18 protein-coding genes and 1 pseudogene are annotated in these 26417 nt (G+C 63.5%); 7 read left to right on the forward strand and 12 right to left on the reverse strand.

Going from position 1 to position 26417, the window contains the following annotated elements; all coding sequences use genetic code 11:
- Nucleotides 1–105: 105 nt before the first annotated feature.
- The gene (gene msbA, locus E5221_RS25630; RefSeq protein WP_061550411.1) at nt 106–1914 is read right to left on the reverse strand and encodes a lipid A export permease/ATP-binding protein MsbA; all 1809 of its coding nucleotides are present in this window, start codon (nt 1912–1914) and stop codon (nt 106–108) included.
- A 15-nt stretch (nt 1915–1929) separates the two neighbouring features.
- Complete coding sequence (locus E5221_RS25635) at nt 1930–3105, reverse strand: O-antigen ligase family protein (RefSeq protein ID WP_247846636.1); 1176 nt, start codon at nt 3103–3105, stop codon at nt 1930–1932.
- Nucleotides 3106–3206: 101 nt separating this feature from the next.
- On the opposite strand from E5221_RS25635, the gene E5221_RS25640 reads away from it, so the two are divergent.
- Nucleotides 3207–3812: a toluene tolerance protein Ttg8 gene (locus E5221_RS25640; protein ID WP_015272032.1), complete on the forward strand. Its 606-nt coding sequence runs from the start codon at nt 3207–3209 to the stop codon at nt 3810–3812.
- 3 nt (nt 3813–3815) lie between these two features.
- On the opposite strand, the gene E5221_RS25645 is transcribed toward E5221_RS25640, so the two are convergent.
- From E5221_RS25645 to putP, 9 genes are all read right to left on the reverse strand, one after another.
- Entirely contained in the window at nt 3816–4907 is a 1092-nt protein-coding gene (locus E5221_RS25645) for a glycosyltransferase (RefSeq protein WP_039612456.1), read from the reverse strand.
- Nucleotides 4908–4944: 37 nt separating this feature from the next.
- Nucleotides 4945–5718 carry a hypothetical protein gene (locus E5221_RS25650; protein ID WP_039612457.1) on the reverse strand — a complete coding sequence of 258 codons (774 nt, stop codon included), beginning with the start codon at nt 5716–5718 and terminating at the stop codon, nt 4945–4947.
- Nucleotides 5719–5783: 65 nt separating this feature from the next.
- Nucleotides 5784–6740: a glycosyltransferase gene (locus E5221_RS25655; RefSeq protein ID WP_061550414.1), complete on the reverse strand. Its 957-nt coding sequence runs from the start codon at nt 6738–6740 to the stop codon at nt 5784–5786.
- Between the two features lie 48 nt (nt 6741–6788).
- Nucleotides 6789–8192 carry a PIG-L family deacetylase gene (locus tag E5221_RS25660; RefSeq protein ID WP_189121407.1) on the reverse strand — a complete coding sequence of 468 codons (1404 nt, stop codon included), beginning with the start codon at nt 8190–8192 and terminating at the stop codon, nt 6789–6791.
- On the reverse strand, nt 8189–9085 hold the full coding sequence (locus tag E5221_RS25665) for an antimicrobial resistance protein Mig-14 (RefSeq protein ID WP_189121408.1): 897 nt from the start codon (nt 9083–9085) through the stop codon (nt 8189–8191). Before E5221_RS25665 ends, E5221_RS25660 begins: the two co-directional genes overlap by 4 nt.
- Entirely contained in the window at nt 9085–10215 is a 1131-nt protein-coding gene (locus tag E5221_RS25670; protein ID WP_247846637.1) for a glycosyltransferase, read from the reverse strand. The genes E5221_RS25665 and E5221_RS25670 overlap by 1 nt, the downstream gene beginning before the upstream one ends.
- Nucleotides 10199–11956, reverse strand: a complete 1758-nt coding sequence (locus E5221_RS25675) for a carbamoyltransferase (RefSeq protein WP_247846638.1) — start codon at nt 11954–11956, stop codon at nt 10199–10201. The genes E5221_RS25670 and E5221_RS25675 overlap by 17 nt, the downstream gene beginning before the upstream one ends.
- 220 nt (nt 11957–12176) lie before the next feature.
- Complete coding sequence (rlmJ, locus tag E5221_RS25680; protein ID WP_025340863.1) at nt 12177–13013, reverse strand: 23S rRNA (adenine(2030)-N(6))-methyltransferase RlmJ; 837 nt, start codon at nt 13011–13013, stop codon at nt 12177–12179.
- Between the two features lie 185 nt (nt 13014–13198).
- Complete coding sequence (gene putP / locus E5221_RS25685) at nt 13199–14677, reverse strand: sodium/proline symporter PutP (protein ID WP_247846639.1); 1479 nt, start codon at nt 14675–14677, stop codon at nt 13199–13201.
- A gap of 74 nt (nt 14678–14751) precedes the next feature.
- Here putP and E5221_RS25690 point away from each other — a divergent pair, with 74 nt between their 5' ends.
- Nucleotides 14752–14940 (forward strand): hypothetical protein, encoded by a 189-nt coding sequence (locus tag E5221_RS25690; protein ID WP_247846640.1) that lies wholly within the window; start codon nt 14752–14754, stop codon nt 14938–14940.
- Between the two features lie 94 nt (nt 14941–15034).
- Nucleotides 15035–18988 carry a trifunctional transcriptional regulator/proline dehydrogenase/L-glutamate gamma-semialdehyde dehydrogenase gene (gene putA / locus E5221_RS25695; RefSeq protein WP_044047166.1) on the forward strand — a complete coding sequence of 1318 codons (3954 nt, stop codon included), beginning with the start codon at nt 15035–15037 and terminating at the stop codon, nt 18986–18988.
- A gap of 199 nt (nt 18989–19187) precedes the next feature.
- Here putA and E5221_RS25700 read toward each other — a convergent pair whose 3' ends face one another.
- Nucleotides 19188–19451 carry a DUF3077 domain-containing protein gene (locus tag E5221_RS25700; RefSeq protein WP_085663520.1) on the reverse strand — a complete coding sequence of 88 codons (264 nt, stop codon included), beginning with the start codon at nt 19449–19451 and terminating at the stop codon, nt 19188–19190.
- 994 nt (nt 19452–20445) lie between these two features.
- Between E5221_RS25700 and E5221_RS25705 the strand changes: the two genes are divergently transcribed.
- From E5221_RS25705 to mdtD, 4 genes and pseudogenes are all read left to right on the forward strand, one after another.
- On the forward strand, nt 20446–22248 hold the full coding sequence (locus E5221_RS25705; protein WP_247846641.1) for an acyl-CoA dehydrogenase: 1803 nt from the start codon (nt 20446–20448) through the stop codon (nt 22246–22248).
- A 32-nt stretch (nt 22249–22280) separates the two neighbouring features.
- On the forward strand, nt 22281–23723 hold the full coding sequence (locus E5221_RS25710) for a TldD/PmbA family protein (RefSeq protein WP_061550421.1): 1443 nt from the start codon (nt 22281–22283) through the stop codon (nt 23721–23723).
- A pseudogene (locus tag E5221_RS25715) lies at nt 23723–24789 on the forward strand (metallopeptidase TldD-related protein). The gene E5221_RS25710 and the pseudogene E5221_RS25715 overlap by 1 nt, the downstream one beginning before the upstream one ends.
- 127 nt (nt 24790–24916) lie before the next feature.
- Nucleotides 24917–26344, forward strand: a complete 1428-nt coding sequence (gene mdtD, locus E5221_RS25720; protein ID WP_015272048.1) for a multidrug transporter subunit MdtD — start codon at nt 24917–24919, stop codon at nt 26342–26344.
- Nucleotides 26345–26417 lie beyond the last annotated feature (73 nt).

A 26417-nucleotide genomic window follows, 5' to 3' on the forward strand; every position in this document is an offset into this window, starting at 1 on the left:
CAGGGACAGGATATTAGCACAGGGTAGACGACGGCTTTATGGCCAGATCACCCCAGGAAAATTCCCGTGACAATCGGGGCCGCGATGGCCCCGATCAGCGAGGGGTCAGGTGATATCGGCCTTGGCCGGCTCATCCAGGCCCATGGCATGCAGGCGGGCATAATGGCCATTGGCCGCAAGCAGCTCGGCATGGGTGCCGCGCTCGACCAGGCGCCCCTGGTCCATGACCAGGATCTGGTCAGCTTTCTCGATGGTCGACAGACGGTGGGCGATCACTAGCGTGGTACGGCCCTGCATCACATGGTCCAGGGCAGCCTGGATATGCCGCTCGGACTCGGTATCCAGCGCCGAGGTGGCTTCGTCGAGGATCAGCAGCGGCGCATTCTTCAGCAGTGCCCGGGCAATCGCCAGGCGCTGGCGCTGGCCGCCGGAGAGCAGCACGCCGTTCTCACCCACTTCGGTATCGAAGCCTTTCGGCAGCCGGTCGACGAACTCCTTGGCATAGGCATCGGCCGCAGCGGCTTCGATGTCGGCGCGCGGGGCGCCGGCCAAGTCGCCATAGGCGATGTTGTTGGCCACGGTATCGTTGAACAGGGTGACATGCTGGGTCACCTGCGAAACGTGGCGACGCAGGTTGCGCAGGCGATAGTTCTCGATGTCCACGCCATCGAGCAGGATCTGCCCCTGGTCGTGGTGATAGAAGCGCGGTATCAGCGCTGCAAGCGTAGACTTGCCACTGCCGGAGCGGCCGACCAGTGCAATCATCTGCCCTGGCTCGGCTACGAAGCTGATATCGCTCAGCACCTCACGCTCGGTACCCGGGTAGGTGAAGCTGAGGTTGCGCACTTCCAGGCGCCCTTCCACCCGCTCCTTCTCGACGGTACCGGTATCCACTTCAGGCTCTTCGTCCAGTTGCTCGAAGATGCTTTCGGCGCCGGCCAGGCCCTTCTGGATGGTCGAGCTGACTTCCGAAAGCTGACGTATCGGCTTGGGCAACAGGCCGGCGGCGGTGATGTAGGCCACCAGATCACCGGCAGTGGAATCACCGCGCAGGAACAGCACCAGGAACATCAGCGCGGCCATGGCGGTGTAGATCACCAGCTGCAGCATCGGCGTGTACAGCGAGCCGGTCTTGGTCATGTGCAACTGCTTGTCGGTATTGCTCTGGCTGGCCTTGCCGAAACGCTGCTCCTCGTAGGCCTCGCCGCCGAAGCTGCGCACCACGCGGTAGCCCTGGATAGTTTCCGAGGCGACATGGGTGACGTCGCCCATGGCTACCTGGATTTTTTTGCTCTGCTTGCGGAATTTCTTGCTGGCGACGCTGACCATCACCGCGATTACCGGCAGGATGGCGACCATAACGAGGGTCAGGTGCCAGTTCATCCACAGCAGGTAACCAAACAGGAACACCACGGTCAGGCCTTCGCGGATCACCACCTTGATCGCATCGGTCGCAGCACCAGTGACCATGGTCACGTTGAAGGTGATGCGCGAGATCAGGTGCCCGGAGTTGTGGTTGTCGAAGTAGCGGTTAGGCAGCACCAGCAGCTTGTTGAACAGTTCCACACGCAGGTCGTGCACCAGGCACAGGGAAACCTTGGCCAGGAAGTAGTTGCCGAGGAACGAGCCCAGCCCCTGCCACGCGGCGATCAGGATAATCAGCAGCGGCACCGCCTGCAGCAGTTGCAGGTCGCGCAGGTAGGGAACGTTTGGGAACAACACCGCTTCGGGGTTGCTCAGCCCATCTACGAAATACTTCAGGATCCCGGCCAGCATCGGCTGGGTCGAGGCAAAGATCACGAAACCGATGATGCTCAGCAGGAAAATGCCGACATAGGGTTTCACATAGCTCAGCAGCCGGAAGTAGATCTTCAGGCTGGAGGTGTGTTCCGCCGGTCGCGGTGTTTCGGCCATTATCAAGCTCGCTGTTCAGGTTGAACCGGAAATTTTACCACAGGCATCATTTTCGGCACTCCCCCATGGCAGCAACATGGCCAGGCCCACGGGCAGCCAGCTGATGAACCATTCGGCACGTGGCGTACCAGTGAGGCTGGCGGCATCGAACTGCATGGCCAGGGTGGAGTACACCCAGAAACCGAGCAGGATCTTGCCGAACAACGTGCCACGTGCGCGGACGATTTCGCCCAGGGTGTACAGCCACACCATGACCCACAGCAGCATGCCGGGCAGGCCCAACTCCACTGCGATGTGGGTGAACATGTTGTGGGTATGGTCGAAGTGCTTGCCCACTGCACTGACGTCGTAGGCAGCGCCCAGGCCAAGGCCGGTCCAGGGATGTGCGGCGATCATGTCGACCACGGCGTGGAAGATTTCCGGCCGGTAGGACGAACCGCGCTGGGCGATCAGGTCGTACACGAGATAGAAGGCCAGGCAGGTGGAAATGGCCGCCAGCACGGCAAACACCCGGCTGTGGCGGTCACGGAACCACAACGGGGCCAGGATCACGGTGAGCACCAGGGCCAGGATTGCCCCACGGCTCTGGCTGAGCATGGCAAACAAACCCAGACACACCAGCGCCACCAGCCACAACAACTGCAGGCCACGTTGCCGCGGCGGCTCGTAAAGCAGGAAGAGCACGGCCGAACCGATGACATAGGCGCCCAGGATCGGGTGCGATATCTCGCCGATGCCCTCCAGCCGGGCCAGCAATGGCATGCCCAGCACGCCGTAGAAATGGATTACCGAGATCAATGCGGCAACGGCCAGCAAGGCGCTGCCGGCCAGCAACAGTTGACGAATGCGGGCCTGGCCAAGCTGGCCCAGCAGCGGGAACGCCAGCAGGAATACCAGGATGTAGAGCAGGCGCTTGGCCTCGCGCCCCGGGTTTTCTGCGGCCGACCAGACCAGGCTGAGCCCGCTCCACGCCAGCAGCAGCAACACACTCCCCCACAAGGCCGGCTGACGCCGCCAGGCCTGCACTATTACCTGCCTTGCGGACCACGCCATTACCAGCGTCGGCAACCACAGGAACAGCACCAGGCCTTGCTGATAGACCTTGTTGCTCGGTGCCAGGGCAATCGCTGCCAGGAACCAGACCAGACCAAACCCCAACCAGGCTTGCGCCCAGTTATTTTGATACAACATCCTTTCCCCCGATGAATCAAAGACACCATCCAATGGTGCTACAACATTATTTTCGGCATTATTGCCGGTCATTCTGTTCGCCCGACGACAAGGCTCTATTCATGCAATGCTCCCGGCTCCCCCAGGTCGACTTCGATCAGCTGACACAAGGCGCACAGGTGCTTGAGGCAGATAGCCATGGCGCCAAAGTCTACCTGCTCGCGGATGGTAATTTCCTCAAGGTTTTTCGTAGGAAGCGGCTGATTTCATCTGCACTGCTGCGCCCGTACTCGCAGCGCTTCGTCGACAACGCCGCACGCCTTGCACAGCTGGGCATCCCCACCCTGGAGGTGATCAGCCAGCACAAGCTCGACCTGCCAGGGCGTACCGCCGTGCTGTACCGCCCGCTGCCAGGGCGAACCTTGCTGCAGATGTCGCGCGATGAGGGTTTCAGCTGGGACACCTACCTGCCGCGCCTGATCGAACTGATTCGCCAGTTGCATCGCAGCGGCGTGTACTTCCGCTCGTTGCACCTGGGTAATGTGGTGGTCACCCCCGACCAGCAACTGGGCCTGATCGACGTTGCCGACATGCGCTTCCTGCGCCCGCCGCTGTCGGCGCGCATGATTCGGCGCAATGTGCAGCATATGGTGCGTTATATCGAGCGGGAGAACCTGGGTGACCGGTTCCCCCTTGCCGCCTTCGAGGCAGCCCTGCTGGCACGCTGAGCATCAACTGCGCAGCAGGCTTTGCGAGCCATTGCAGAATGCTTGCCAGGCCCGCTCCGGGGCCAGCGCCTGGCGCTGCCGGGCAGCTACCGCCGGGGCACCGAGCACCGAGCAACGCTCGATCGCCTCGGCCCAGGCATTTTCATTGGCAACGGGCAGGTAGCCACCGGTGTCCTGCAACTGCTCGCGGAACACCTGCAGGTCGCTGCATACCACCGGCACGTCGGCCATGACCGCCTCCTGCACCACCAGCCCCAGGCCTTCGGAGCGCGAAGGCACCAATAGCCAGTCGAATGCCCGGTACAGCTGCTGCAGGTCGTCTCGGTGACCACTCAGGTGAACACGACCAGCCAGGCCAAGCGCGTCGATACGAGCCTGCAGCACCGCACGCAGAGGGCCTTCGCCGATGATTGCCAATTGCAGGTCCGACTGGCGCGCACTGGCCTTGGCGAACGCCTCGATCAGCATCTCGAAACCTTTGCTCTCCACCAGCCGCCCGACCGCGCCCAGCATTACCCCTGCTACCTGTGGCAACTGCAGGGCCTGCCTGGCTGCGTCCCGACTCAACAACGGTTCGGCGAAAGCCAGCGGGTCAAGGGCCATGCGCAAGGTCCGCACTGGCCTGCCCAGGTCGTGTTCGAGTGACGTGGCAAGTGTCTGTGAAACGGCGGCGATGCTCAGACGCTCGGCCGGAAACATGCGCAGCAGGCGAACATCGCTGGCACTCAGGCGCGTCTTGCCGTGGAACAGCACCTTGGCACGCACCTGCGGAACCTGCTGCAACAACGGCAACACCAACCGCGCCACACCGACACCGTCGAGCAGCACGACTTCAGCCTGGGCCTCGTTCAGCGCCTTGCGCAAGCGCATGCGCAACCATGGGCGCAACAGGCGCCAGAAGTGCCGCCCTTTCAGCGCCCGTGACGGCATATGCCACTCCCGGGTCGAGCCAAGCCCACAGCAAAGCCCGCTACCCAGCAGCAGCCAGTTACTGATCCGGGCATCGGCACCCGCGTGTGACAGCACCTGCCGATGCACCTTGTGGATGGACATGTACGGCGTTCCACCCGCCCACATCACATTGACGATGTTCATGGGCCCTCTCCCGCTCATGTCAGGTGGGACAGCGACTTCACTGAACAAAAATGGTGATTCCCATGCCAATCACGGCACCCGCCACCAGCGTCAATGCCAACTTTATCCGATCACGTTTACGACGTTTGGCCTTGCGTTCCACTTCGATGGGCAAGGTCACGTGATTACCAAATCCAGTGTGCAATACTGCATCACCCTCCAAGGTGACCGCTGTCAGGTTTAACTCAGAATAACGCCGGGAAAGTGCCTTCTCTCCAGCATAGGCGGCAAATGGCGCGCAACGCTGGTAATCGCTCAAACGGCGCAATCCGGGGTTGAGCGAAAACGCCTGCCACTCGGCCTTATCGGACAGCAGTGGGTAGCAAGGCACCCCGGCGATCACCCGGCGATCACCCAGGTGAATGTAAGGGCTGTGGATGGCCAGGTCATGGGCATGGCTGCGCAGCCACACCTGCAACAGATCAGGGCTGACCTCCAGAATGGCCCGGGAGTCTTCGACGAAGCCCTGGCGATAGAAGTGCCAGTCGTCCTCGCAGTGAAAGATGTAGGGCGTCTTGACGTGGCTGTAGGCCAGGTCGATAGACGGCAACTGGCCCAACTTGGGCCGGTTTACGAACACCTTGCAGTGCGGTTTCCAGTGCTCAGGCACAGCGGCATGCACTGCATCGTCACCGGAATCTTCGGTGATGAACACTTCGCGAATGGGCGCGGTATTGTAGCGATCGAAACTCTCAAGGGTATCTTTGAGCAGATCGAACCGCCCACAACTGGTCACGACGAGCGTGACATCACTCTCATTTGAAAAGCGCACCGGACTCCCTCCGCATTGCGACTTCGACTTCCAACGCCCGTTCCACAGGCGCGAAAGTTCTTATGTTAGATGCCCAGCTTCAGGCGCAGCCGCTGCCATGCAGACAACGGCGGATGGGGCCTGAGCGCCGGGCGCATGTGGTCGACGATGCTACGTCCAACAGCCCCGAAACTGAAACGGGAAACCGCCAGGTGGCGACCATTTTCTGCAATCTGCCGGGCCAGTTCAGGGTCCGCGCGCAAACGGCGGAGCTTTTCCTGAAGGGTCGGGATGCTGTCATAGAACACCACGTTGTGCATGTCCTGCAGGCCCAGTGCGTGGTTCTCTTCCTCGCCCTGGTCATACGCCAGCAACACACAGCCACAGGCCATGGCTTCGAAGTTCTTGATCATGTATTCGCCCATGCCGACGTCGGCACTGACGAAGAAGCGGATCCGGTTGAGTGTGTTGCAGTAGTCTTCACCCGATTTGGTACGAGTCACCACCAGGTTCTCGACGCGGCCCAGTTCGTCCAGCAATGCCTTGCGGCCGCTGTAGGCCACGCTGTTGGTGCTGCCGACGAAGGCCAGTTCGATGTCGCGCTCACGCCCCTGGTCGGCCAGCAACTGCTCGTCGTAGCCCTTGGGCACGAACACGGCGTCGAAACCTTCCTGACGCAGGCGCTCGCTAACCATGTAGCCTGAGCTGATCACCCGCGCCCAGGGCAGCTTGCGGTAATGGGCGCTGAACTTGCCGGTGTACTTGCACGGGATGTAGTTCTGGTAGGCATCGTGCTCGAGGATGACCAGGTTCGGCACCGTACGGATGAATGCCGCCTGACGGATTTCCTGTTTGAAACGCAGGAAGAAAACAATGCGGTCATAACGCTCGACCTGCACTTCACGCTTGAAATAGCGGCGCAGGTTGCGCTGGTCTTCGCTGGTCAACCAGCGCAGGTCGCACTCGCAGTTGGCCGCGACGCCATCGTACAGGCGGTCGAGAATCGCCCGCTGTTCCTTCTGCACCAGAAATAGGACTTTCATTGGGTTCCTTGGGCGCTCTGCGCCATCGCGGTCAACCATGGGGCGCGGCTACAGCTCACGCCGCCAGAACAGTTCATGTCGGCGCACGGCCTTGCGGAAGAATTCGTTCTCGCCGTAAGGCGACGACCGCCGCCCGGCCAACCAGCGCTGCAACAAGCGGCGCAGGCGGCGTTTGAACGGTGCTGGCGGCTGCAGGTCGTGCATCATGCCCAGGGCCATGGCCTTGTCGCGCTGGGTCGCCAGGTCCAGTACCAGGCTGCAAGGAGCCCAGGCCTGGACAGCGTCCTGCTGTGGCGGCAGGGCCACGCCATCACCACTGTCGCCCATCGGCCAGCGGTCGTTGTCATGCAGGTGGTTGGCGTAGCACAGCAGGGTTTGCGGCTGCCAGGCCAGGCCTTGCAAGGCTTCCAGCACCGCTGCCTGGGCACAGATGTGGTCGGGGTGCGGGTCGAGCTGCGGGTGCGGCATCACCAGCACCTCTGGCCTGGCCATTTCCAGCAAGGCCCGCAGGTCGGCGAGCAGGTTGCGCCAGGTCGGCGCGCCATCGACATCGGCCGGCAGCGGGAAAGGGTTGAATCGGCGGAATACGCGAATGTCGGCGAGGTCGGCCTCGCGAGAAGCGGCCGGCTGGTCTGGCGCAGCCTGCATGGCAGGCAGTTGCAGGCAGAAGTAGCCCAGCTGCACGCAACGCGATTCCGCCACACCGGCCCAGCGTGGCACGGCAACACTATCCCAGGCCCTCAGGCGGCCCTTCAGACGCGCGGCCTCGGCCTTTGCCAAGCCCATCTGCTGATAGTGCTCGGCCTCGATTTCACCAGCGGTCAGGGTCACTAGCCAGGCTTCGTCGGCCTGGCTGTAAAGGCCGTAAGCGGCCAGCTCGGCATCATCAGCATGCGGCGCGATCACCATCACCCGGCGCCGTTGCAGTTCGACCGCCGGGGTTATCCACAAGCGCGGCTGGCCCGCCAGCCGGCAATGCCGGCCACGCAGGCGCAACGCGCCAGCCTGCAGAGGTGCGGCGAGGCCGGTGAGGTTGAGGAAGCGCACGCCATCGACGCCGCGCTCGAAGGTTTGCCGGTCGGCCTGCTCGCCAGCCACCAGCTCGACCTGCGGGTCCAGGAAGCGCCCCAGCCAGCTGCTTTTTACCCGCAACTCGAGGACCAGGGTTTCGTTGCCCTGCAGCACGCACTCAGCCTTGAGCAAGCCGCCGCTCAGGCTGGCAGGAGCCTCCCGGGTCTGCTCGCCGAAGTCGTAGGCGTAGTCCTCGCCTGGCGCGTAGAACAGGTGGTCGGCAAACCAGGCCTCGTGGGCCGCCCACAACAGCGGCAACAGCAGCAGTGGCAACCACCACCAGCTGAACGCACCTATGGCCACCAGCGCGACCAGGCCCGCCAACAGGCCCAGGCGCTTGTTGCGCCGGTGGCGCTTGAGCAACTGCTGCTTGCGACTCACGCCTGATACACCGGTACGGGGTTGCACCAGCGATCCTTGTACTCGCGGTCGGCACGGCCGAACGAGAACCGCAGCGGCTTGTTGCGCGCACGGGCGTCTTCCCAGGCGGCCTGGGTATTGAGGAAGCTCAGCACGCTGCCGGGGCTGAAGGCCTTGGTTTCAGGGTCGACACCACCATTGATGTACTCGACGCTGATCCATTCCGGCGCTTCGACACGGTAAACCAGCTGGATGGCAATCGGCTTGCCGTCCAACAGCAGCACCGAGCCGATCAGCAGCTCGCGCAGGCGTTCCAGCACCTCGGCCATGCGCTCGGCACCGGTGGCAGGGAAGCCCCAGCGGCGCTGGAACAGGTCGCAGTACATGCTGGCGATTTCCTGCGCGCTGAAGTCGCCGATCGGGCGCACCACACCGCCCGCCTCTTCCAGCAGGCGCAGTTCGCGGCGCTGGTTGTAGCGGAACTTCTTCGACAGGTCTTCGTGGGCGCGGGCCATGGCCAGCTGTTCCTTCTGCGCCTTGAGGCCGCTGAAGCGGCCCTGGTTCAGTTCGGACAGGTAGCGCGCGGCATGGCGCAACGGTGCAGCGGCATCGGCCGCCGCCGGCAGGATGATCTCGGCGTTGCCCAGGTCGAACAGGGCCTTTTTGCCGGCACGCTTGAGCACGTCCTTGGACAGCGCAAGGTGGCGCCCCCAGGTAGGAATGGCGGCTTTCAGCTCGCCGGCCTGGTGCCAGCCCAGATAACGCACAGGGATCTGCGCCAGGTCCGCCAGCTGCTCGACCACCTGGGGATGGGTGGCGACACTGCCACCAAACCGGGCCCATGCCTCGGCATAGGCCTTGGCGTCGATAACTTGCCAACCGCGTTCGCGGAAGGCCTGGATACGGTTGAGCATCAGGCCTGCCCCACCAACGCGCGGACTTGCGGCAGTTGCCAGAATGCTTCGCGCACCGCCTGGTCGGAAAAGCGTTCACGCAGGCGCTGCAGCATGTGCTCGGCACAGGCCTGGCGTTGCTGCCCATCGAGCACAGCCATGTGTTTCAGGCCCTGGGCCAATTGCCCCGCATCGCCCAGAGGGAACAGCACGCCAACACCCTCCACCACTTCGCGGGCACCACCACAGGCCGTGGCCAGTACCGGCACACCGGCGACCATGGCTTCGAGCAGGACCATGCCGAACGGCTCATGGTCGGAGCTCAGGGCGAATACGTCGAATGCCTGGAAGTAACGGCGCGCATCCGGCACCTGGCCAAGGAAGTCCACTTGCCCGGCAATGCCCAGCTCGGCGGCCAGGGCCTTGAGCCTGGCTTCCAGGCGCCCCTTGCCAAGGATTGCCAGGCGGGCGCCAGCCGGCAGCCCCGGTAGCGCTTCGGCAAAGCCACGCAGCAGGGTGGCCTGGTCCTTGTCCGGGTGCAGGCGCCCGACGTTACCGACAATCCACGCCTGTGCGTCCAGCCCCAAGGCCTGACGGGCCTCGGCGCGTGGAACCAGGGCTGCTTGCAGGGCGTCGATGTCGATGCGGTTATACAAGGTCTGGATACGATCTGCCGGCCACTGCGACAGACAGCGGCGCATATCGTCACGCACTGCGTCCGACACGCCCAGCAAGCTCAGACGCTTGCTGAACAGGTTGGCGAAGATGCGTCGCCCCTTGCGCTCGTAGTCACCGAAAGCATGGTGCACGCCGATCACCGGCAAGCCGGTGCCCAGCAACGCCACGTAGATCGGTTTGAAGCGATGGGCAATGCAAAAGGCAAAATTGCGCTCGGCCGCGATCCGCCGCAATGCACGGATGGCGCCGAGTTTCAGGCCGCGCACGGCCTTGGAGCTGAACTCCAGGAACAGCACCTCGTCCGAGGCGCAGCCGGCCGCTACCAGCGGGTCGGCGGCGCCGGTGAGGAACACCGTGGTGACCTGGTAGCCACGCCCCTGGAACAGGCTGGCGTACTGACGGGCGCAGTCCAGGAACGGCCCGTCATAGCCATGGCAGAACTGCAGGATGCGCGGTTCAGAGCGGCTGGTCATACGGGGCCGCGCCGTCCTTCACAACCAGGATGTCTTCCATGATCAGGTACTGCAGGTCCGAGCCGAAGAACATGTTCAGGGCGTCGGTCGGCGAGCAGATCATCGGTTCACCACGGCGGTTCAGCGAGGTGTTCAGCGACACGCCGTTGCCGGTCAGTTCTTCCAGCGCCTTCATCATGTCGTAGTAGCGCGGGTTGTACTCGCGCTTGAGCACCTGGGCACGCGAAGTGCCGTCCTCGTGGACCACTTCCGGCACGCGGGTCTTCCACTCTTCAGCCACTTCGAAGGTGAAGGTCATGAATGGCGCCGGGTGGTCGACCTTGATCATTTGCGGGGCGACGGTGTCGAGCATCGACGGGCAGAAAGGTCTCCAGCGTTCGCGGAACTTGATCTGCTCGTTGATGCGGTCGGCTACGCCCGGCACGCTCGGGCAACCAATGATCGAACGGCCGCCCAGGGCACGGGGGCCGAATTCCATGCGGCCCTGGAACCAGGCCACCGGGTTGCCATCGACCATGATTTTGGCGATGCGCTGCGGCATGTCGTCGAGCTTGCGCCACTTCGGTGCGTTCGGGTGACGGGCACAGGCAGCGATCACGTCTTCGTTGGAGTACGAAGGGCCGAGGTAGACGTGTTCCATCTTCTCGACCGGTACGCCACGGGCGTGGGAAACGTAGGCGGCAGCACCCACGGCGGTACCGGCGTCACCGGAAGCCGGCTGAACGAACAGCTCTTTCAGGTCTGGGCGGGCAATGATCTTCTGGTTGAGTTTGACGTTCAGCGCGCAACCGCCGGCAAAGGCCAGCTTGCCGGTTTCACGCAGCACGTCGCCCAGGTAGTGGTCGATCATCTGCAGGGCGATCTTTTCGAACAGCGCCTGCATGCTGGCCGCGTAATGGATGTACGGCTCGTCGGCGATGTCGCCTTCGCGCTTGGGGCCCAGCCACTCGATCAGCTTCGGCGAGAAGTAGAAGCCCTTGCCCTTCTCTTTATAGCGACGCAGGCCAATGACGTTGGCGTATTCGGTGTTGATCACCAGTTCGCCGTTTTCGAAGCTGGCCAGGCGCGAGAAGTCGTACTTGCTGGCGTCGCCATACGGCGCCATGCCCATGACCTTGAACTCGCCATCGAGCATCTCGAAGCCGAGGAACTCGGTGATCGCGCCGTACAAGCCGCCCAGCGAGTCCGGGTCGAAGAACTCCTTGATCTTGTGGATCTTGCCGTTTTCGCCGTAGCCAAAGAAGGTGGTGGCGTATTCGCCTTTACCGTCGATGCCGAGGATTGCGGTTTTTTCCTTGAAGCCCGAGCAGTGGTAGGCACTGGAGGCGTGGGCCAGGTGGTGCTCGACCGGCTCGATCTTGACCTTTTTCGGGTCGAAGCCCAGTTGCTCCAGGCACCAGACAATCTTCTTGCGGTAGCGCTTGTAGCGACGGTTGCCCATCAGGATGGCGTCGAGGGCGCGGTCCGGGGCGTACCAGTAGCGCTTGGCATAGTGCCAGCGCGCCTTGCCGAACAGGCTGATCGGGGCGAACGGGATGGCTACCACGTCGACGTCGGATGGCTTGATGCCTGCCTGTTCCAGGCAGAACTTCGCCGACTCGTAGGGCATGCGGTTCTTCGCATGCTTGTCACGCACGAAGCGCTCTTCTTCGGCGGCGGCAATCAGTTTGCCGTCAATGTACAAGGCCGCGGAAGGGTCATGGCTAAGGGCGCCGGACAGGCCAAGAATCGTCAATGCCAAGGGATTAGCCTCTTCATTCGGTAGAAATGCGCCAGCGGCCTCTTGGGCGGGTGGCGGCTAAAGGGCGGGATTATAACGCAAACATGTGCGCAACGCGGCAACCTGTACTGGCCTCATCGCCGGCAAGCCAGCTCCCACAGGTACACTGCCGACCTTGAGGCCCGCGCTGTACCTGTGGGAGCTGGCTTGCCGGCGATGGGGCCGGTACAGGCAAGCAATATTATTCAGCGATCAGCCAGTCCATGCGGAAGCTGCCGGCGGTTTGCGCCAGCTCTTTGGCCAGCCATGGCAGCAGCTCCTTGAGCTCTTCTTCCAACCCCCACGGCGGGTTGGCGATGGCCAGACCGGAGCCATTGAGCCCCTGCGGGCTGTCCTGGTGGTGCACATACAACTCGACCCGCAGCAGTTTCGGTGCGCCGGTGCTGGTCAGGTCCTGGTAGAAGCGGGTCAGCGAACGCTGGTCCTTGATCGGATACCAGATGGCCGCGACGGTCTGGCGCATGCGACTGATCGCCTCTTTCATGGCGGTAGTGCAGCGCTTGAGCTCGTCAGCCTGTTCGAACGGCGGGTCGATCAGCATGATCGCGCGCTTTTCCTGCACGGGCAGCAAGGCCCGCGGCACATGCCAGCCTTCGCCCAGGTGCACGACCACGCGCGGGTCTTTCTTCATGTTCTCTTTGAGCAGCGGCCCGTCCTCGGGATGCTTCTCGTTGAGCAGGGCGCGGTCCTGCTGGCGCATCAGGCGGCGAGCCAGCTCGGGTGAACCGGGGTAGTAGCGCAGCTCGCCATCGGCATTCAGACGCTTGATGATTCGCAAATAGTCGTCGGCCATGGCCGGCAGGTCATCGCGATTCCACAGGCGAGCGACACCTTCCAGGTACTCGCCGGTGCGGGTTGCCTGGTCGCCCTGCAGGTCGTAAAGGCCGAGCCCTGCATGGGTATCGATATAGGCGAACGGCTGCTCCTTGCGCGACATCAGGGCGATGAGGCGAGTCAGCACGATATGTTTGAGGACGTCGGCGTGGTTGCCGGCGTGGAAGGCGTGACGATAGTTCATGGCAACTCCTGCGGGGGTGGCAAGTTTACCTTGCCTTGCAGGCGGAGTCAGGCCTGGCTGCTGATCGGCGGTGACCTCTTCGCGGGTAAACCCGCTCCCACAGGCACCTCACAGAATTTGAGTTCTGTGCAATCCCTGTAGGAGCGGGTTCACCCGCGAAGCAGGCGCCGCCGACTCAACGGGTATTACTTGTCAGCGTGATACGCCGCATCAGCAGTCTCGAAGCGCTTGACCATTGCCTGCGACGGGCTGCCCAGCTTGCTCACCACGACGATGGCGATGCTGGCGAACAGGAAGCCCGGGATGATTTCGTACAGCCCGAGGGTGTCGAAGTTCTTCCACAGGATCACGGTAAGTGCGCCCACCACGATACCGGCCAGTGCGCCGTTACGGGTCATGCCTTTCCACAGTACCGAAATCAGCACCACCGGACCAAAGGCAGCACCGAAGCCGGCCCAGGCGTAAGCCACCAGGCCCAGCACGCGGTTTTCCGGGTTGGAGGCCATGGCGATGGCGATCAGGGCGACAGCCAGCACCATCAGGCGGCCGACCCACACCAGTTCGACCTGCGAAGCGTTCTTGCGCAGGAACGCCTTGTAGAAGTCTTCGGTCAGGGCGCTGGAGCACACCAGCAGCTGGCAGCTCAGGGTACTCATCACCGCCGCCAGGATGGCCGACAGCAGCACACCGGCGACCCATGGGTTGAACAGGATCTTGGCCAGCTCGATGAATACACGCTCGTGGTTCTCGCTGACCGGGCCTGCCAGCTCAGGATGCGCCGAGAAGTAGGCAATGCCGAAGAAGCCCACGGCGCAGGTACCGACCAGGCAAAGGATCATCCAGGTCATGGAGATACGACGAGCGTTGGCGATCGACTTCACCGAGTCGGCAGCCATGAAACGCGCCAGGATGTGCGGCTGACCGAAGTAGCCCAGCCCCCAGCCCATCAGCGAGATGATGCCGATGAAGGTGGCGCCCTTGAACATGTCGAAGTGGGCCGGGTTGACCGCATCGATGGCAGCGAAGGTGGTATCGAAGCCGCCAGTGGAGATCAGCACGATCACCGGAGTGAGGATCAGCGCAAAGATCATCAGCGAAGCCTGCACGGTATCGGTCCAGCTCACCGCCAGGAAACCACCGATGAAGGTGTAGGCGATGGTCGCAGCAGCACCGGCCCACAGGGCGGTTTCGTACGACATGCCGAAGGTGCTCTCGAACAGACGGGCACCGGCAACGATACCGGAGGCGCAGTAGATGGTGAAGAACACCAGGATCACGATGGCCGAGATGATCCGCAGCAGGCCGCTGTTGTCTTCGAAGCGGCTGGAGAAGTAGTCCGGCAGGGTCAGTGCATCGCCGTTGTGCTCGGTCTGCACGCGCAGACGGCCAGCGACGAACAACCAGTTCAGGTAGGCGCCGACGGTCAGGCCGATGGCAATCCAGGCCTCGGACAAACCGGAGAAGTAGATGGCGCCCGGCAGGCCCATCAGCAGCCAGCCGCTCATGTCGGAAGCGCCGGCGGAAAGCGCGGTGACCACGCTACCCAGGCTGCGACCGCCGAGGATGTAGTCGGAAAGGTTATTGGTGGAGCGATAGGCGGCGAAGCCGATCAGCACCATTGCGGCGATATAGACCACGAAAGTGATCGTTAGTGGATTGCCCATGCGTGTGCCCTGGCGTTTGTTTTTATGTCATGCACAACCGCGGCAATGGCGGTTGCACCCAGGCGGCGAATCGTATGCAACAACGCAAAGCGGGTGCAACCATTTTTCCTTTGCAAGTTGCACCTCCCCGTACATTTTCCGACAAATCTGATTTTTTGCTCCCTTTTGGAGCAAAAAACCCGCTTTTCAGAATAAAACACACCAAAAACCACCCTTTTCAGGACATGGAAATGGCTGTCGGACGAGTTGCACCTTTTCCATGAAAAATTCGGGTTGCACCTGGTTGCACCCGAATTGTCCTACAGCTACTCTTGGCGTCAGCTTAGGCCACAACCGTGGCAATAACGAGGATAAGAAATGGCGACGACCACCCTTGGGGTCAAACTCGATGACCCGACCCGTGAGCGACTCAAGGCAGCTGCGCAGTCGATTGACCGCACCCCGCACTGGTTGATCAAGCAAGCGATCTTCAACTACCTGGAGAAGCTCGAGGGTGGTGCCACCCTGACCGAACTCAACGGCCATGCCAGCAACCTGGCCGACGACGCCGGTGAGGTCCAACCCGACCACAGCCATCAGTGCTTCCTTGAGTTCGCCGAGAGCATCCTGCCGCAGTCGGTATTGCGCTCGGCGATCACCGCCGCCTACCGCCGCCCCGAACAGGAAGTGGTACCGATGCTGCTGGAGCAGGCGCGCCTGAGCGCCCCGCTGGCAGAAGCGACCAACAAGATGGCCGCCGGCATCGCCGAAAAACTGCGTAACCAGAAGAGCGCTGGCGGTCGTGCCGGCATCGTTCAGGGCCTGCTGCAGGAATTCTCGCTGTCGTCCCAGGAAGGCGTGGCACTGATGTGCCTGGCCGAAGCCTTGCTGCGCATCCCCGACAAGGGCACCCGTGATGCGCTGATCCGCGACAAGATCAGCACCGGCAACTGGCAACCGCACCTGGGCAACAGCCCGTCGCTGTTCGTCAACGCCGCCACCTGGGGCCTGCTGCTGACCGGCAAGCTGGTATCTACCCACAACGAATCCGGCCTCACCTCCTCGCTCACCCGCATTATTGGCAAGAGCGGCGAGCCGATGATCCGCAAGGGCGTCGATATGGCCATGCGCCTGATGGGCGAGCAGTTCGTCACTGGCGAAACCATCGCCGAAGCCCTGGCCAATGCCAGCCGCTTCGAGTCCAAGGGCTTCCGCTATTCCTACGACATGCTCGGCGAAGCCGCACTGACCGAGCACGACGCACAGAAGTACCTGGCGTCCTACGAGCAGGCCATCCACTCGATCGGCAAGGCCTCCCATGGCCGTGGCATCTATGAAGGCCCGGGCATCTCGATCAAGCTGTCGGCGCTGCACCCGCGCTACAGCCGCGCCCAGTACGAGCGCGTGATGGAAGAGCTGTACCCGCGCCTGCTGTCGCTGACCCTGCTGGCCAAGCAGTACGACATCGGCCTGAACATCGACGCCGAAGAAGCCGACCGCCTGGAACTGTCGCTCGACCTGCTCGAGCGCCTGTGCTTCGAGCCTTCGCTGGCCGGCTGGAACGGTATCGGCTTCGTTATCCAGGCCTACCAGAAGCGCTGCCCGTATGTGATCGACTATGTCATCGACCTGGCCAAGCGCAGCCGCCACCGCCTGATGATCCGCCTGGTGAAAGGCGCCTACTGGGACAGCGAAATCAAGCGCGCCCAGGTCGAAGGCCTGGAAGGCTACCCGGTCTACACCCGCAAGGTGTACACCGACGTGTCCTACGTCGCCTGCGCCCGCAAGCTGCTGGCCGTGCCAGAAGCCATCTACCCGCAGTTCGCCACCCACAACGCCCACACCCTGTCGGCCATCTACCACATTGCCGGTCAGAACTACTACCCGGGCCAGTACGAGTTCCAGTGCCTGCACGGCATGGGCGAGCCACTGTACGAGCAGGTGGTCGGCAAGATTTCCGAAGGCAAGCTGAACCGTCCGTGCCGCGTCTATGCACCGGTCGGCACCCACGAAACGCTGCTGGCCTACCTAGTGCGTCGCCTGCTGGAAAACGGCGCCAACACCTCGTTCGTCAACCGCATCGCCGACCACTCGATCTCCATCCAGGAACTGGTCGCCGACCCGGTCGCCAGCATCGAGCGCATGGGCACCCAGGAAGGCAGCATCGGCCTGCCGCACCCACGCATCCCGCTGCCGCGTGAGCTGTATGGCAGCGAGCGGGCCAACTCGGCCGGCATCGACATGGCCAACGAACACCGCCTGGCATCGCTGTCCTGCGCCATGCTGGCCACCGCGCACAACGACTGGAAAGCCACGCCACTGCTGGCCTGTGCTGCCAGCGAAGGCACCGCCGCACCGGTCCTGAACCCGGCGGACCACCGCGACGTGGTCGGCCATGTTCAGGAAGCCACGGTCGCCGACGTCGACAACGCCATCCAGTGCGCACTGAATGCCGCTCCGATCTGGCAGGCCACCCCGCCGGCCGAACGCGCCGCCATTCTGGAGCGCACCGCCGACCTGATGGAGGCCGAAATCCAGCCGCTGATGGGCCTGCTCATCCGCGAAGCCGGCAAGACCTTCGCCAACGCCATCGCCGAAGTGCGTGAAGCCGTGGACTTCCTGCGCTACTACGCGGTGCAGGCACGCAACGACTTCAGCAACGACGCCCACCGCCCGCTGGGCCCGGTGGTGTGCATCAGCCCGTGGAACTTCCCGCTGGCGATCTTCACCGGCCAGGTAGCCGCAGCGCTCGCCGCCGGCAACCCCGTACTGGCCAAGCCGGCCGAGCAAACCCCGCTGATCGCTGCCCAGGCCGTGCGCCTGCTGCTGGAAGCCGGCATCCCTGAAGGCGTGCTGCAGCTGCTGCCTGGCCGCGGTGAAACCGTCGGTGCCGGCCTGGTGGGTGACGAGCGCGTCAAGGGCGTGATGTTCACCGGTTCCACTGAAGTGGCCCGCCTGCTGCAGCGCAACGTCGCCGGCCGCCTGGACAACCAGGGCCGCCCGATCCCGCTGATCGCCGAAACCGGCGGCCAGAACGCGATGATCGTCGACTCCTCGGCACTGACCGAGCAGGTGGTGATCGATGTGGTGTCCTCGGCCTTCGACAGCGCCGGCCAGCGTTGCTCGGCACTGCGCGTGCTGTGCCTGCAGGAAGACTCCGCCGACCGCGTGATCGAAATGCTCAAGGGCGCAATGGCAGAAAGTCGCCTGGGCTGCCCGGACCGCCTGGCCGTGGACATTGGCCCGGTGATCGACGCCGAAGCCAAGGCCGGCATCGAGAAGCACATCCAGGGCATGCGCGAGAAAGGTCGCTCGGTCTACCAGGTGGCCATTGCCGATGCTGCCGAGCTCAAGCGCGGCACCTTCGTCATGCCGACCCTGATCGAGCTGGAAAGCTTTGACGAGCTCAAGCGTGAAATCTTCGGCCCGGTGCTACACGTGGTGCGCTACAACCGTCGCAACCTGGACCAGCTGATCGAGCAGATCAACAACTCCGGCTACGGCCTGACCCTCGGCGTGCACACCCGCATCGACGAGACCATCGCCAAGGTGGTGGAAACCGCCAACGCCGGCAACATGTACGTCAACCGCAACATCGTCGGTGCAGTGGTGGGTGTGCAGCCGTTCGGTGGTGAAGGCCTGTCCGGCACCGGCCCGAAAGCCGGCGGCCCGCTGTACCTGTACCGCCTGCTGTCGACCCGCCCGGCCGACGCGATTGGCCGCCACTTCCAGCAGCAGGACGGCGAAGGCAAGCCTGACCGCGCCCTGCACGAACAGCTGATCAAGCCACTGCATGGCCTGAAGGCCTGGGCCGAGAGCAACCAGCTGGCCGACCTGGCCGCGCTGTGCAGCCAGTTCGCCAGCCAGTCGCAGAGCGGCATCGCCCGCCTGTTGCCAGGCCCGACCGGCGAGCGCAACAGCTACACCATCCTGCCGCGTGAGCACGTGCTGTGCCTGGCCGACAACGAAGCCGACCTGCTGGCGCAGTTCGCCGCAGTGCTGGCCGTTGGCAGCTCGGCGGTATGGGCGGACGGCGAGCCGGGCAAAGCCCTGCGTGCCCGCCTGCCGCGAGAGCTGCAGGCCAAGGTCAAACTGGTGGCGGACTGGAACAAGGATGAAGTGGCGTTCGACGCCGTGATCCACCATGGCGACTCGGACCAGCTGCGCGGCGTGTGCCAGCAGGTGGCCAAGCGTGCCGGGGCGATCGTGGGTGTGCACGGGCTGTCCAGCGGCGACCACCAGATTGCGCTGGAGCGCCTGGTGATCGAGCGGGCAGTGAGTGTGAACACTGCTGCTGCCGGTGGTAATGCCAGCCTGATGACCATTGGCTGAGGTTGAGGGTTGTTAACGAAAAAAGGAGAGCTTCGGCTCTCTTTTTTTTATGGGGGCTGGGGTTGGGCTGACAGGTGTTCGCCACAACATTTTCTGCGCCTGTGATATCGAGCGCCGCGCGGGCGGCGCTCGATCTCATAGGCGCAGGAATTGTTGTGGCGAACACATGGCGGCCTTCACCCCATCTGAAGCCAAACCCTCACTGCTTCATCCCCAACTCAGCATCATCCATAAGTGCCTTGGCCATCGCACTCAGGTAATGGGCAGCCCAGATCATCATCGGTTTCTCATCCATCAGCCCGGTGATAGTAAGTTCGCGTACATAACCCATCAACTCCGAAGACTGCTCGCGGGCGTCCCGGCACGGGATGCCAGGCTCGATGCGGAACAGCGGGTGGGTGCCGTTTTCACCTTGGTAGAAGGTGGTCTTGCCGACGGTGACTTGGGTGTCTTCTGTTGTCATTTTTCGATCCACTTGAAATTTCTCGACTGCCTGGGCCGGCCTCTTCGCGGGTAAACCCGCTCCCACAGGTACCGTGCAAATCTTGAAGACTGTAACGATCCTGTGAGAGCGGGTTCACCCGCGAAAGGGCCCGTTCAGGCGACATATCAATGAAGCCTTGTAGAGGGCATCTGCCCCAGCATTGGGTTGTCTTCAGACAAAGGAGGATCGTGGGGTGGATCGGAGACAATTTTCAGCATTATGGTTCACCTAGTAATAAGGGCCACCACACACCTGCTGTCAAACAGAGGGTGGCAGCTGTACATGGGTTGACAGACCGGTAGGCAAACCAAAACCCGGCGCACACGAAGTGCCCCATGCACAGCCGCCATAAAAGGCAGAACCATGCGGTTTGACCTGGTCGGCCTGTCAAAGCCGGTCACTGACTTGGCAGCGACCACCCGAGACTAGGGCCCGACCCAGAGCACCGCAATGGCTAGGAGGGGGTTAGGAGTATGTTTGGGAAATGGACTACATGGAATAGGCGAAAACCTAAAAAGGTCCAGCGAGGCTGACCGCAATGCGGTGGGGCTGGCAGGTGTTCGCCTCACCATTTGCTGCGCCTGTGAGATCGAGCGCCGCCCGCGCGGCGCATCGCCGGCAAGCCGGCTCCCACATCTGTTTCGAGCCAGTCTCTCCTGTGATTTCACCGCTGCCCGCCTTGTTTGTCCCCTTCGATATTGAAGGTGTCGCCTGTGCTTTTCTGCAATCTCCAGCCATGCACCCAAAGTGCGAGTGCGCAGGAAGCAGGAGTAACTGGCCCGAAACAGATGTGGGAGCCGGCTTGCCGGCGATGCGCCGCGCGGGCGGCGCTCGATCTCATAGGCGCAAAAAGAATCGAGGCAAGCACCTGTATGCCCCACCCCTTCTCAACCCATATCACTCAAACCTATTAACCTGTCCCCCACCCCACCACCCTCCTACACTCGCAGCATCCCGCCTCAGGACCGCGACCATGCCCGAGACCCTGCTCAGCCCCCGCAACCTCGCCTTCGAACTCTACGAAGTCCTCGACGCCGAGGCCCTGACCCAGCGCCCGCGCTTCGCCGAGCACAGCCGCGAAACCTTCGATGCGGCGCTTTCAACTGCCCGCACCATCGCCGAAAAGTTCTTCGCCCCGCACAACCGCAAGGCCGACGAAAACGAGCCGCGCTACGTGGACGGCCGAGCCGAACTGATCCCTGAAGTGCAACCCGCCGTCGACGCCTTTCTCGAAGCCGGCTTCCTCAACGCCAACCGCGACTTCGAAGTCGGCGGCATGCAGCTGCCGAGCCTGGTTTCGCAGGCCTGCTTCGCCCACTTCCAGGCGGCCAACGCTGGCACCACGGCCTACCCGTTCCTGACCATGGGCGCGGCCAACCTGATCGAGAGCTTCGGCAGCGATGAACAGAAGCGCCTGTTCCTGCAGCCGATGATCGAAGGCCGCTACTTCGGCACCATGGCCCTGACCGAACCCCATGCGGGCTCTTCACTGGCCGATATCCGTACCCGCGCCGAACCTGCCGGTGACGGCAGCTACCGGCTCAAGGGCAACAAGATTTTCATCTCCGGCGGAGATCACGAGCTGTCGGAGAACATCGTGCACATGGTTCTGGCCAAGCTTCCGGATGCGCCGCCCGGCGTGAAGGGCATCTCGCTGTTCATCGTACCCAAGTACCTGGTCAACGAAGATGGCAGCCGTGGCCCGCGCAACGATGTGCTGCTGGCCGGGTTGTTCCACAAGATGGGCTGGCGCGGTACCACCTCCACCGCGCTGAACTTCGGCGACAACGGCCAGTGCGTCGGCTACCTGGTCGGCCAGCCGCACCAGGGCCTGGCCTGCATGTTCCAGATGATGAACGAGGCACGCATCGGTGTCGGCATGGGCGCAGTGATGCTCGGTTACGCCGGCTACCTGTATTCGCTGGAATACGCCCGTCAGCGCCCGCAGGGTCGGTTGCCGGACAACAAAGACCCGCACAGCCCCGGGGTGCCGATCATCGAGCACAGCGATGTGAAACGCATGCTGCTGGCACAGAAGGCCTACGTGGAGGGCGCCTTCGACCTGGGCCTGTATGCCGCGCGCCTGTTCGACGACACCCAGACTGCCAGCGACGACAACGCCCGCAAGCAGGCGCAGGAGCTGCTCGACCTGCTGACCCCGATCGTCAAATCCTGGCCCTCGACGTTCTGCCTCAAGGCCAATGAACTGGCGATCCAGATCCTCGGGGGCCACGGCTACACCCGCGAATACCCGGTTGAACAGTACTACCGCGACAACCGCCTGAACCCGATCCATGAAGGCACCGAGGGCATCCAGTCGCTCGACCTGCTGGGCCGCAAGCTGGCGCAGAACAATGGCGCCGGCCTCAAGCAGTTGATCCGGTCGATCGCCGCCACCGGCGAGCGCGCCAGCCACCATCCGAACCTCGACCCGCTGCGCCAGCCGCTGGAGCAACTGGTCAACCGCCTACAAGGTGTGACCCTGGCCTTGCTGGGTGACCTGGCCCAGGGCAAAGTCGCCGGAGCCCTGGCCAACTCGGCCCTGTACCTCAAGGCCTTCGGCCACTGCGTGATCGGCTGGCGCTGGCTGGAACAGGCGATCCATGCCGAACTCGGCCTGCTCAAGGGCAAACCCGCCGACCGGGACTTCTACCTCGGCAAGCTGCAGGCCGCGCGTTATTTCCTGACCTGGGAGGTACCTGGCTGCCATAATGAGCTGGCATTGCTCGAGGCGCGCGACGACACTTGCCTCGCCATGCAGGACGAGTGGTTCTAAGGGGGAGCCACCGTGTACACGGAGGCTTCCACATGTTCGATACCAGCGCCCTGCTGCGCCAGCGCTTTGCCGCGCTGCGCAGTACGGCCGAGCTGTTTTCCCTGCGCCATGTGAAACAGTCGCACCAGGCGCTGTCGGTTCGCCGCAACGTCGCGGAACCACCCTTCTTCAGCCAGGACGAGGGCGCCATGCTCACCGTGCGGGTGAATGGCGTGGAAGCCTATGCCGCCACCGCCGACCTGTCCCAGGCTGGCCTGCAGCGCGCGCTGGAGCAGGCCGAGGCGCTGGCCCGGCAGATCGCCCGGTACAACCTGCTGGACCTGCGCGAGCAACCGGTGACCAGCGCACGCCACGACCACATTTCGCCCAACTTCGACCAACCCGTGCCCAACCTTGCCGACTGCCTTGGCCTGCTCGCTGCCGAATCGGCCAGCGTGCCCAAGGACAGCCGCCTGGTGGACTGGCAGGCCAGCCTGGGCCTGAGCCTGGTCGAGCAGACCTACCTGAACTCGGCCGGCGCCGAGCTGCGCCACGCCCAGCGCTTCCTGTTCCCGGGCCTGGGCGTGACCGCCAGCGATGGCCAGGACAGCCAGAGCCGCAGCCTGGGCCGCGACAACTTTGGCCAACAGGGCGGCTTCGAGGTCATCGAGCGCTGCGGCCTGGTCGGCGCTGCCCGCCGGGTGGCCGACGAGGCGCTGCAGCTGCTGCAGGCACCGAATACCCCCAGCGGCCCGCGCGACCTGCTGTTGATGCCGGACCAGATGATGCTGCAGATTCACGAATCCATCGGCCACCCGCTGGAGATGGACCGCATTCTCGGCGACGAACGCAACTACGCAGGCACCAGCTTCGTCAAAGCCGATGACTTCGGCCACCTGCAGTACGGCTCCACGCTGCTCAACGTGACCTTCGACCCGACCATCGGCGAAGAGCTGGCCAGCTACAGCTTCGATGATGACGGCACCCAGGCCAGCAAGCAGTTCCTGATCCGCGATGGCCTGCTGCTGCGCCCGCTGGGTGGTGCGCTGTCGCAGTTCCGCTCCGGCCTCGACGGCGTGGCCAACAGCCGCGCCTGCGGCTGGAACCGCGCGCCGATCGACCGCATGGCCAACCTCAACATCGAGCCGGGCGACCAGAGCCTGGATCAGCTGGTGAAGGGCATCGAGCACGGCATCCTGATGCGCACCAACCGTTCCTGGTCCATTGATGATGCTCGCAACAAGTTCCAGTTCGGCTGTGAATGGGGCCAACTGATCGAAAACGGTGAGCTCAAGGGCATCGTCAAGAACCCCAACTACCGTGGCATCTCCGCGCAGTTCTGGCGCAACCTGGCGGCGGTCGGCGACAGCAGTACCTTCCAGGTGCTGGGCACGCCCAACTGCGGCAAGGGCGAACCCAATCAGGTGGTACGGGTGGGGCATGCCTCGCCGGCCTGCGTGTTCCGCCAGATCGACGTATTCGGAGGAGACGCCTGATGAAACACGCTTTCGAAACCCTGGTCGGGGATGTGCGCAAAGCCCTGCAGACGGGCGAACAGTTCACCCTCGGCTACAGCGCCGAACAGTCGCAATTCGTGCGTTTCAACCATGCCAAGGTGCGCCAGGCCGTGAAGCCGGCGACCTGGACCTTGTCGGCATCTACGCCGCCGGCCCCATCTGCCGGGGCTTCGCCAGCTCGTTCGGGGCCTTCGGCTGGCACCAGGCCAACAGCTTCAACTTCGACTGGAGCCTGTTCCACGAAAACGGCGAGGCGGTGAAGGCCAATTATGCCGGGCAAGTGTGGAGCGCCGACGACTTCACCGCACGCCTGCGCCAGGCGCGGGAACAGCTGGGTTTCCTTGGCCGCCCTGCCGTCACGCTGAAGCCTGGCAGCTACCGCGCCTACCTGGCCCCGGCGGCCATGGACGAAATAGCCGGCATGCTGTGCTGGGGCGGTTTTTCCGCACAGGCCCTGGCCACTGGCAACAGTGCCCTGCAGCGCCTGTACAACGACGATGCGCGGCTGAGCCCGCTGGTGAGTTTCACCGAGCAGGTCAGCGGTTCGCTGAGCCCTGCGTTTTCCGATGAAGGCTCGCCGCGCCTGGATGTGCCGTTGATCCAGCAAGGCGAGGCCCGGCAGCGATTGATCAGTGCGCGCAGTGCGGCCGAGTTCGAGCTGCTGGCCAATGGCTCCGATAGTTACGAGTCGCCGTGTGCGCTGAGCCTGGCAGCAGGTAGCCTGCCGAGCGAGCAAATCCTGGAGCGGCTCGGTACCGGGCTGTACATCAGCAACCTGTGGTACCTGAACTATTCCGACCTGCCGGCGGCACGCATGACCGGACTGACCCGCTTCGCCACCTTCTGGGTGGAGAACGGGCAGATCCAGGGCCCGGTGAGCACCATGCGCTTCGATGACAGCCTGTACAGCTTGCTCGGCAGCCAGCTGGAGGACCTGACAAGCGAGCGCGAGATGATCCTGTCGACCAGTACCTATGGACAGCGCAGTACCGGGTCGAGTCATTTGCCGGGGGCACTGGTCAAAGGCCTGACCCTGACATTGTGACTGGACTTACCGGCCCTTTCGCGGCTAAAGCCGCTCCCACAGGATCTCCACTGCCATTGAATGTGGTGATATCCCTGTGGGAGCGGGTTCACCCGCGAAGAGGCCGCCACTGACAAACGAGGAAGTCATGCCCGAACGCACCCCGCTGGACCCTGTCACCGCCCGCTGGATCCCTTGGGTGGTGGCCATCGCCTTTTTCATGCAGTCCCTGGACGGCACCATCCTCAACACCGCACTGCCAGCCATGGCCCGGTCGCTGGCCGAAGACCCGCTGCGCATGCAGGGCGTGATCATCGCCTACATGCTCACCGTGGCCCTGCTGATCCCCGCCTCAGGCTGGATCGCCGACCGCTTCGGCACCAAGCGCATCTTCTTCAGCGCCATCCTGCTGTTCAGCTTCGGCTCGCTGCTGTGCGCCGCCGCCAACAGCCTCGGTTTCCTGATCTTTGCCCGTGTCGTGCAAGGGCTGGGCGGTGCGCTGATGCTGCCGGTCGGGCGGCTAGTGGTCCTACGTGCCTACCCGCGCACCGAGCTGGTGCGCATCATGAGCTTCATCACCATCCCCGGCCTGCTCGGGCCGCTACTGGGCCCTACGGTTGGCGGTTGGTTGGTGGAAATACTGAGCTGGCACTGGATCTTCCTGCTCAACCTGCCGGTCGGCCTGATCGGCTGCTACGCCGTTTGGAAGTTCATCCCCGACCTGCGCGGCGCCGAGCGCACCACGTTCGACGGCCCCGGGTTCCTGCTGTTTGGCGCAGCGATGGTATTGATCACCATCGCCATGGAAGGCCTGGGCGAACTGCACCTGCCGCACCTGCGGGTGATGTTGCTGCTGTTCGCCGGCATGGCCTGCCTGGCGGCCTACTGGCTGCGCGCCGGGCGCGACCCGGAGCCGTTGTTCTCACCCAGCCTGTTCCGCGTGCGCACCTTTGCCATCGGTATTCTCGGTAACCTGTTCGCCCGCCTGGGCAGCGGCGCGCTGCCGTTCCTTGTGCCGTTGCTGCTGCAAGTGGCGCTGGGCTACTCGCCGGCCCAGGCCGGCATGAGCATGATCCCGCTGGCGGCTGCGGCGATGCTGGCCAAGTCCATTGCCCGACCACTGATCGAACGCTTTGGCTACCGCATCATCCTCACCGGCAACACCCTGCTGCTGGGCCTGCTGCTGGCCAGCCTCGGGCTGGTCGACGAGCAGACGCCCTATGCCGTGCTGCTGATTCAGCTGGGCCTGCTCGGGGCAGTCAACTCGATGCAGTTCACCGCGATGAACACGGTGACCCTGATCGACCTCGACGACGCCAGCGCCAGCAGCGGCAACAGCCTGCTGTCGGTGGTCGCGCAGCTGGCCCTGAGCCTGGGCGTGGCATGTGCGGGGGCATTGCTCGGCGGCTTTACCGCAGCCGGAAACGCCGACGGTGTGGAAACCACCTTGGGTGCATTCCAGCTGACCTTCGTCACCATTGGCGTGATGGCCATGCTGGCGGCGGCGATCTTCCTGCAGCTGTCGCCGACGGACGGAAGGCGTGCCCGTCGTCCGGAACAACACATGGAGTCGTAGGGCGAATGGCCATGAGGCTGGTAGACTATGCGGCATTTTTCGCTTCGCACCGCAGGCCCGCCTCGTGACCACC

This window comes from Pseudomonas sp. A2 (assembly GCF_023100865.1).
Taxonomy (GTDB): Bacteria; Pseudomonadota; Gammaproteobacteria; order Pseudomonadales; family Pseudomonadaceae; genus Aquipseudomonas; species Aquipseudomonas asiatica.